Here is a 7681-nt window from a genome sequence, read left to right as displayed (position 1 = left end):
CCCAATTTCAGCGGCCAGCAAGTCACCATCCGCGGCGGCAGCAACGACTTCGTTGGACTGGGCTTCAACGACCGCGCCTCCAGCATGATCGTGCGTTCCGGTTCCTGGGAAGTGTGCGAGCACCGCGACTTCGGCGGCGCCTGCGCTGTGTTTGGCCGCGGCGAGTACCCGAACCTGGGCCGCTTCAACAACGTCATCTCCTCCGCCCGCGAAGTGGAAGGCGGCGGCGGTGGCTACCGCGACGACGAGCGCCGCGAATGGCGCGAACGTGAGCGCAATCGTGAACGTGAACGCGAGGAATGGCGCGACCGCCGCGACCGTGATGGCAACTGGCAGGGCGGCTACCACAACGGCAATGGCTGGCAGGGCGGCGGCTATCAGGGCGGCGCTGCCGTTGAACTGTTCGACGGCGACAACTTCAGCGGCCGCGCCATCGGCATCAGCGGCGACATCCGCACCCTGACCGATGTCGGCTTCAACGACCACGCCAATTCCATGGTGATCCACGAAGGCACCTGGGAACTGTGCGAACACGCCGACTACCGCGGCCAGTGCCAGGTGTTCGGTCCGGGCCAGTACAACCTGCGCAATCTGCGCGACCGCCTGTCGTCCTTGCGACGCGTCCGTTGATCTTCTGCTAAGCTGTGCTCTCCCGGATCTTCACCTGGAGAGCACGCCGTGGAATACAAGGACTACTACGCCGCGCTGGGCGTCGCCAAGACGGCCAGCCAAGACGAGATCAAGAAGGCCTACCGCAAGCTGGTGCGCAAGTACCACCCGGACGTGAGCAAGGAACCGGATGCGGATGCCAAGACCAAGGAGCTCAACGAAGCTTACGGCGTCTTGAGCGACCCCGAGAAAAAGGCCGCCTACGACGAGCTGGGGCAGGGCGGCTACCGCGCCGGCCAGGAGTTCCGTCCGCCGCCGGACTGGGGCTCCAGCTTCGAAGGCGATCCCAGCGACTTCTTTGCCGACCTGTTCGCCCATGCCGGCAGACGGCGCGGTGGCGGTGGCGGAGGCGGCAGCTTCCGCATGCAAGGCAGCGACAGCCATGCCTCCATCCAGATCGACCTGCATGACGCCTACCACGGCGCCACGCGCACCATCAGCATGCGTGTGCCGGAAATGGATGCGCAGGGCCGCGTGGTTACACGCGAAAAAACCCTCAACCTCAATATTCCCAAGGGCGTCACGGAAGGCCAGCAACTGCGCCTGAGCGGGCAGGGCGAGCCGGGCATGGGCGGCGGCGAGCCGGGCGATCTCTACCTGGAAATCAGCTTCATGCCGGACACCCGCTTCCGCGCCGAGGGCCGCGATGTGTATGAAACGGTGCCCGTCACGCCATGGGAAGCCATGCTGGGCGGCGAAATCGAAGTGAGTACGCCGTCCGGCCGCGTGACCGTGACCGTGCCGCCGAAAAGCCAGACCGGCCGCAAGCTGCGCCTGAAAGGACGCGGCATTCCGGCGAGCGGGCCGAATGGCACGGCGGGCGATCTCTACCTGATTCTGGAAGTGGTGCTGCCGCAGGCCGACAGCGACAAGGCGCGCCAGCTCTACGAGCAAATGGCGCGCGACCTGCCATTCAATCCACGAGGCTAAGACATGAACTCCATCATCAATTGCGTGTTGCTGGACGAAGCGGCACTGACTCTGGAAGAACTGGCCCGCGCCTGCGCGGTGGAACCGGAATGGGTGGTGCACCGGGTGCACTCAGGCATTTTGCTGGGAGGCACGGACGCGCAGCCGGAAGCCTGGCGTTTCACCAGCGTCGATCTGGTCCGTGCAAGGAATTTGCGCCGCGTTGAACAGGACTTCGATGYCAACGAAGACCTCGCGGCGCTGGTGGTCGATCTGACCGAGGAGGTGCAGCGCCTGCGCACGCACCTGCGCGCCCTCCACGGCTGAGCACGTGTAGCATTTCGGGTCAGGCGCCGAATGCGACACGGCCTCGTCAGTCGTTAGCGCGACTGGTCTTTGCCGCCGCCACGCGAACCGCTGGTTTCGCCACGCGACTGGTTGCCGGTGCTTTGCTGGCCTGCGCCGCGGCCCGACTGCTGATTGCCGCCGGTCAGGTTTTCACGCTGGCCTTCGGCCTTGTTGCCGGACTGCTGGCTACCTGATTGCTGGCGCCAGTCGTCCGAATTCTCGCGTGAGCGGTCCGACTGCTGGCTGCCGCCCGGATTGCCCATGCCGGAACGTTGTCCGCCTTGCTGGGTCTGGCGTGCGCGCTCGTCTTCGTCCTCAGCCGTCAGCTGGCGGCCTTTGCGCTCGGACTGCTGGCTGCCTTGGCTGCCGCTCTGCTGGTTCTGCTGGCTGACCTCGTTCTGGTCGTCGCGCATGCTTTGATCGTCGCGGCTGCCCGAGCTGCCGGCGCCACTGCTTTGGCGGCTGCTGCCGCTGCGATTGCCTTGCTTGTCCTGTGATGCCATGATCCGTCTCCTTTCATTTCGTGGTGAAGGTAGAGGTCATGCTAGGCCGCTGACCATGCGAGGTGTGTCGGCGCACGCGCCGCGGATTTGTAGGACCAGCAGCTAGAAAGGATGCTGAGGCAGCTTGTGGTCGAGCTGGATGAACTGCTCGCGCAGCCACTTGCCGGCAGGCCCCAGCTCATCGTCGCCGCGATGGATCACGTACAAGGGATATAGCAACTCACTGCCTTCCTGTACGTGCAGACGCACCAGATAGCCGGCCTTCAGGTCGTCCGCAATCATGGCTTCAGGCATATTGCCCCAGCCGATACCGCCGCGCAGCAGGGCGTGCTTGGAGCCGAGGTCGCCCAGCCGCCAGTCGCGCAGCGCCTGCACGCCGAAGTCCTGGCCTTGCGTGAGTACGCTGCGGTCGGTCACCACCAGCTGCAAATGCTCGCGCGCCACGCTGGTCGGAATCACGCCTTCGATCTGCGCCAGCGGATGCTTGGGCGAGCACACCGGCATCATCTTCACGTGGCCCGCCGCGTGGCGCTCCAGGTCCGCGCCTTGCGCCATCTGCCACCCGGCCACGCCAAGCTGGCAGCGGCGGTCTTTCACCAGCTGGGTCACCGCGCCCAGCGCTTCCGTGTGCAGACGCAGGGACACGGTGGGGAACTCCTGCTGGAAGGATTCGAGGATGCGCACCAGCAGGCAGGTGGGGAACATGATGTCCACCACGATCGACACTTCCGGTTCCAGGCCTTGTCCCAGCGCTTTCGCGCGCGAACGCATGCCGTCAACTTTGCTGGCCACGGCGCGCGCATCGGCCAGCAGGGCCTTGCCTGCTTCGGTCAGCACGGGCTTGCGTTTGCTGCGGTCGAGCAGTTCGATATTCAGCTGCTCTTCCAGGTTGGCGATGGTGTAGCTGACCACCGACTGGGTGCGGTGCAGGGCGCGCGCGGCATGGGCGAAACCGCCGTGGTCGATCACGGCAATGAAGACGCGCAGCTGTTCGAGAGTGGGAAGGCCGGGGTCACGCATATCAAGAAAATCGATGCTATCGATTGATAAAAAGGGGATTTCCTCGATATTAAACGCGATCTATGATGACTGCAATCACTCACCAATTCCCTGAGGAGTTCCAAAACATGGCAAATATTCTTCACATCAACAGCAGCGTGCGCAGCGAAGGTTCCCTGTCCCGTCAACTGTCGACCGAATTCGTAGCAAAATGGAAAGCCGCTAACCCAGCCGGCACCGTTACCGAGCGCAATCTGGCGATCAATCCAGTGCCTCACCTGACCGAGCAGATGATGGGCGCCTTCTTCACCCCGGCCGAAGCGCGCAACGCGGAGCAGGCTTTCGCGGTGAAGACTTCCGACACCCTGGTTGACGAAGTGCTGGCTGCTGACGTGATCGTGATCGGCGCGCCAATGTACAACTTCTCCGTACCGTCGAACCTGAAGGCATGGATCGACCACGTGGCCCGCGTTGGCCGCACCTTCCAGTACGGCGCCAATGGTCCTGAAGGCCTGGTCAAAGGCAAGAAGGTGTATGTGTTCACCGCATCCGGCGGCGCGTACAGCGAAGGTCCTGCAGCGGCATACGACCACCTGACCACCTTCCTGCGCACCTTCCTGGGCTTCATCGGCCTGACCGACGTGACCTTCATCCGCGCTGAAGGCGTGGCCATGGGCGAGCAGGCGGTTGCCGACGCCATCGCCAAGAGCCGCAAGTCGATCGACGAACTGGTCGCTGCGTAATCTGATTCTCCCCTGAGTATTCCCCTGGGCAGGCAAGCCGCTGGCTTTCCTGCCCCTTTTTTATTATGCTGGCAACATGAATAAACTCATCATTGCCAGCCTGCTGTACTGCGCCACCGCAGCCATCGCCGCCCCCGCCAACAAGCCGGAAGAGATCAAGGCCATCACCCAGATTGCTGAAGATTTCCAGTCCGCGCTGAAGACCAAGAACCACAAGCAGYTCGCCTCGCTGATGCTGAATCCGAACATCCTGTTCACTTCCCCTGCGTCGGACGAGTATGTGCGCCGTGCGCGCGAAGAGTCCGATCCGAACACGGATGGTGTGCGGGCTGGAGGCTTCCATGATTTCGCCGGCTATCTGAAGCGCGAAAAGCGCGCGGTGGAAGAGCGCTTCCACAATGTAAAGATCACGCAGGACACTGATCTGGCCTGGATGCAGTTCGACTATGAATTCGTTTTGGACGGCAAAGTGCAGAACGATGGCGTGGAGGCCTGGCAGCTGGTCAAGCGCGATGGCAGATGGAAGATCTATTCGGTGACCTGGTCCTTCAATCCCCGCAACTGAGCCGCGGCGGGTATCATGTAGCGATATGTTCGTCCCGGAGACTTCATGAAACGCCTGCATTTGCTCATCATCGACCCGCAGAACGACTTCTGCGATCTGCCCGCGAGCTATCTGCCAGAGAATCCCGCCACGCGCGCTGCGCATGCGCCCGCGCTGCCTGTGCCGGGCGCGCATCAGGACATGCTGCGTCTCGCAGGCCTGATCAATCGCGGCCGCAACGGCATCTCCGCTATCACCGTCACGCTGGATTCGCACCACCGCTACGACGTCGCCCATCCGACTTTCTGGATTGCCGGCGATGGCGGCCCGGTTGCGCCGTTCACGCAAATCTCCGCAGCCGCCGTGCGCGCGGCCGGCTATACGCCGCGCGACCCGGCAGCGAAAGCGCGCGTACTCGAATACCTGGACGCATTGGAAGAAGCCGGCCGCTACCAGCTGATGGTCTGGCCCGTCCATTGCGAGATCGGCTCCTGGGGCCATAACGTGCACGAAGACGTGCGCGAAGCCTACAACCACTGGGAAGACCAGAAGCTGGGCATCGTCGACAAAGTCACCAAGGGCTCGAATCCATGGACCGAGCACTATTCGGCCGTGATGGCCGAAGTGCCTGATCCAAAAGATCCCGGCACGCAAATCAATAAACGCCTGATCGACAGCCTGGCTGGCGCCGACCTCATTTTCATCGCCGGTGAAGCCAGCAGCCACTGCGTGAAGGCCACCACCGAACACCTCGCCGATCACATCGATCCGGCAAAGCTCGTCCTCATCACCGACTGCATGAGCGCCGTGACTGGCTTCGATCGCCAGTACCACGACTTCATCCAGCGCATGCAGCAGCGCGGCGCGCGCCTCGCCCAATCCGGCGACGTGCTGCAGGAGCTGCTGGTGAACGCGGGCCGATAAGAAAGACCAATCATGATTCCAGTAGTACGCAGCCTGCTCGAAACCGATCTGTATAAATTCACCATGTGGCAGGCGCTCCTGCATAGCCACCCCAATTCGCACACCGAATACGAATTCGTCTGCCGCAACAAGCCGGCGTTTCCGCTGGCCGAGCTGAAAGAGGAAGTCGAAGCGCAGCTGGATCATCTCTGCTCCATGACCTTCAGCGAACAGGAACTGGCCTACCTGCGCTCACTGCGCTACATGAAAAGCGACTTCGTGGACTTCCTCACGGTGTTCCGCTTCCAGCGCAAATTCATCACCGTCACCACGGATGGCGACACGCTGCAGATTCTCGCCGCCGGTCCGCAAGTGCACGTGATGGCCTTCGAGATCTTCGTGCTCTACATCGTCAATGAACTGTACTTCCGCCGCTTTGACCAGAAGGCCGCGTGGGATGAGGGCTGCCGGCGCCTGGGCGAAAAGATCAAGGCACTCAAGGCTTTCGGCAGCGAGACGCCATTGCGCAATCCTTTCGAGCTGTCCGACTTCGGCCTGCGCCGCCGCTTCTCCGCGCAATGGCATGATGAAGTGGTGCAGCGCCTGGCGCGCGAAGTGCCGGAGTATTTCAAGGGCACATCCAATGTCTATCAGGCCTACAAGTTCGGCCTGATCCCGATCGGCACCATGGCGCACGAGTATATGCAGTCGTTCCAGGCCTTCGGCGTGCGTCTGCGCGATTTCCAGAAGGCCGCGCTGGACGCCTGGGTGCATGAGTATCGCGGCGATCTCGGTATCGCGCTAACCGACGTTGTCGGCATGGATGCCTTCCTCGACGACTTCGACCTCTACTTCGCCAAATTGTTCGACGGCCTGCGCCACGATTCGGGCGATCCGATTGAATGGGGTGACAAGGCCATCGCGCACTACCTCTCATTGCGCATCGACCCGAAGACCAAGCGCCTGGTGTTCTCGGACGGCCTCGATTTCAACTCCGCCTTCCGCATCTACAAGCACTTCGCCGACCGCATCATGGTCGGATTCGGTATCGGAACCTGGCTCACCAACGACATGGGCCTGACGCCGCTGAACATCGTGATGAAGATCGTCCGCTGCAATGGCCAGTCGGTGGCCAAGCTGTCCGACTCGCCAGGAAAGACCTTGTGCAAGGACGAGACTTTCCTCGCATACCTGCGCCAGGTGTTCCACCATACTGCGAGCTGAGCGGCTGCTCATGCGCAGCGGATCAATGACGTAGGGCGGATCATTGATCCGCCGTTGCGTACGGTCAAGCGTCGTTTTGAAAACGGTTGCGGTAATCGCCCGGCGTGACGCCGAGGCGTCGCACGAAGGCACGGCGCAAACTGTTGGGATCGTGGAAACCGGCACGCGCCGCTACGCGTTTAAGCGGCGTCGGCGTATCTTCGAGCATGCGGCGCGCCGCGTCGATACGGGCGCTCTCGACGAAGTCGGCGGGCGTGGTATCGGTGTCCTGCTTGAACTGGCGGGAGAAATTGCGCACGCTCATGCCGGCCTGCGTCGCCAGGCGTTCGACCGATAAATCCTGGTCCAGATTCTCCAGTACCCACTCCTGCAAAGCGCGGATATTGCTGCGCTCTGCCGTCTGTGCGGCCAGATGGGCGCTGAACTGCGACTGGCCGCCGGGGCGCTTCAGGAACATTACCAGCTCGCGCGCTACTTTCAGCGCCACGTCGCGGCCCAGATCTTCTTCCACCAGCGACAGAGCCAGATCCATGCCCGCGCTCACACCGGCCGACGTGTAGAGCGAACCGTCGCGGATGAAGATGCGGTCATGCTCCACCTGCGCCTGCGGAAAGCGGCGCGCCAGGCTGCCCGACACGTTCCAGTGCGTGGTGACGCGGCGGCCGTCCAGCAGACCGGCGGCGCCCAGCAGCAGGGCGCCGGAGCAGACGGAGGCCATGCGGCGCACCGTGCCTGCCTTATGCACCAGCCAGTCCATCAGATGATGGTTGGTTTCCAGGTCGAGCACATTGTGGCCGCCAGCGACCAGCAAGGTGTCGATATCGGCAGGGGCATTGTCA

Annotated in this window: 10 protein-coding genes; 7 read left to right on the top strand and 3 right to left on the bottom strand. The window is 62.7% G+C overall.

The window, feature by feature from the left end:
* From AB4Z11_RS16585 to AB4Z11_RS16575, 3 genes are all read left to right on the top strand, one after another.
* The coding region (locus tag AB4Z11_RS16585; protein WP_442026343.1) for a beta/gamma crystallin-related protein at window positions 1-630 on the top strand (630 nt) is incomplete at its 5' end.
* A gap of 48 nt (window positions 631-678) precedes the next feature.
* The gene (locus AB4Z11_RS16580; protein ID WP_442026342.1) at window positions 679-1599 is read left to right on the top strand and encodes a DnaJ C-terminal domain-containing protein; all 921 of its coding nucleotides are present in this window, start codon (window positions 679-681) and stop codon (window positions 1597-1599) included.
* A gap of 3 nt (window positions 1600-1602) precedes the next feature.
* Entirely contained in the window at window positions 1603-1905 is a 303-nt protein-coding gene (locus AB4Z11_RS16575) for a chaperone modulator CbpM (protein WP_442026341.1), read from the top strand.
* Between the two features lie 53 nt (window positions 1906-1958).
* Here the strand turns inward: AB4Z11_RS16575 and AB4Z11_RS16570 are convergent, their stop codons facing one another.
* Window positions 1959-2429 (bottom strand): hypothetical protein, encoded by a 471-nt coding sequence (locus AB4Z11_RS16570; protein WP_442026340.1) that lies wholly within the window; start codon window positions 2427-2429, stop codon window positions 1959-1961.
* A 102-nt stretch (window positions 2430-2531) separates the two neighbouring features.
* A complete protein-coding gene (locus AB4Z11_RS16565; protein WP_442026339.1) occupies window positions 2532-3449 on the bottom strand; it encodes a LysR family transcriptional regulator in 918 nt (305 codons plus the stop codon).
* 107 nt (window positions 3450-3556) lie between these two features.
* Between AB4Z11_RS16565 and AB4Z11_RS16560 the strand changes: the two genes are divergently transcribed.
* The 4 genes from AB4Z11_RS16560 (at window position 3557) to pncB (ending at window position 6842) form a co-directional block, all read left to right on the top strand.
* Window positions 3557-4171: an FMN-dependent NADH-azoreductase gene (locus tag AB4Z11_RS16560; RefSeq protein WP_442026338.1), complete on the top strand. Its 615-nt coding sequence runs from the start codon at window positions 3557-3559 to the stop codon at window positions 4169-4171.
* Window positions 4172-4247: 76 nt separating this feature from the next.
* Window positions 4248-4736 carry a nuclear transport factor 2 family protein gene (locus tag AB4Z11_RS16555; RefSeq protein ID WP_442026337.1) on the top strand — a complete coding sequence of 163 codons (489 nt, stop codon included), beginning with the start codon at window positions 4248-4250 and terminating at the stop codon, window positions 4734-4736.
* Between the two features lie 45 nt (window positions 4737-4781).
* Window positions 4782-5639: a cysteine hydrolase gene (locus AB4Z11_RS16550; RefSeq protein WP_442026336.1), complete on the top strand. Its 858-nt coding sequence runs from the start codon at window positions 4782-4784 to the stop codon at window positions 5637-5639.
* Window positions 5640-5651: 12 nt separating this feature from the next.
* Window positions 5652-6842: a nicotinate phosphoribosyltransferase gene (pncB, locus tag AB4Z11_RS16545; protein WP_442026335.1), complete on the top strand. Its 1191-nt coding sequence runs from the start codon at window positions 5652-5654 to the stop codon at window positions 6840-6842.
* Between the two features lie 64 nt (window positions 6843-6906).
* On the opposite strand, the gene AB4Z11_RS16540 is transcribed toward pncB, so the two are convergent.
* Window positions 6907-7681: GlxA family transcriptional regulator (locus AB4Z11_RS16540; RefSeq protein ID WP_442026334.1), on the bottom strand; the 775-nt coding region annotated here is incomplete at its 5' end.

Origin of the sequence: Pseudoduganella sp. RAF53_2, assembly GCF_052113985.1 — a bacterium.
In the GTDB taxonomy this organism is placed as follows: Bacteria; Pseudomonadota; Gammaproteobacteria; order Burkholderiales; family Burkholderiaceae_D; genus Rugamonas.
The sequence above is the reverse complement of the archived record's forward strand: the minus strand, read 5'-3'. Positions and strand labels throughout refer to the sequence as shown.